This is a genomic window from Acidovorax sp., assembly GCF_046291265.1.
Lineage (GTDB): Bacteria > Pseudomonadota > Gammaproteobacteria > Burkholderiales > Burkholderiaceae_C > Acidovorax.
This window is the reverse complement of record NZ_JBKBTV010000192.1, coordinates 1-540: the sequence shown is the minus strand read 5'-3', so window position 1 is coordinate 540 and position 540 is coordinate 1. Positions and strand designations below refer to the sequence as shown.

The 540-nt window shown below is 63.5% G+C and carries 1 protein-coding gene; it reads right to left on the bottom strand.

Annotated features, from left to right (window positions below):
• Positions 1–540 (bottom strand): hypothetical protein (locus ACK41V_RS23845; RefSeq protein ID WP_409786193.1); only part of this gene is annotated, 540 nt, incomplete at both ends.

The window sequence follows — 540 nt, the reverse complement described above, 5'->3', positions numbered from 1 at the left end:
GACAGCAGTGGCAGCAGTGGCAGCAGTGACAGCAGTGGCAGCAGTGACAGCAGTGGCAGCAGTGGCAGCAGAGGCGGCAGTGACAGCAGTGGCAGCAGTGACAGCAGTGACAGCAGTGACAGCAGTGGCAGCAGTGACAGCAGTGGCAGCAGTGACAGCAGTGGCAGCAGTGGCAGCAGTGGCAGCAGAGGCGGCAGTGACAGCAGTGGCAGCAGTGGCAGCAGTGGCAGCAGTGACAGCAGTGGCAGCAGTGGCAGCAGTGACAGCAGTGGCAGCAGTGACAGCAGTGGCAGCAGAGGCAGCAGAGGCGGCAGTGACAGCAGTGGCAGCAGTGACAGCAGTGACAGCAGTGACAGCAGTGACAGCAGTGACAGCAGTGGCAGCAGTGGCAGCAGTGGCAGCAGTGGCAGCAGTGGCAGCAGTGGCAGCAGTGACAGCAGTGACAGCAGTGACAGCAGTGACGGAAGCGACGACAGAGGCGGCAGTGGCTGAAGCGACGGCAGGTGCGCCGCACCTGGATCTCCGGGTCGTCACCCCACA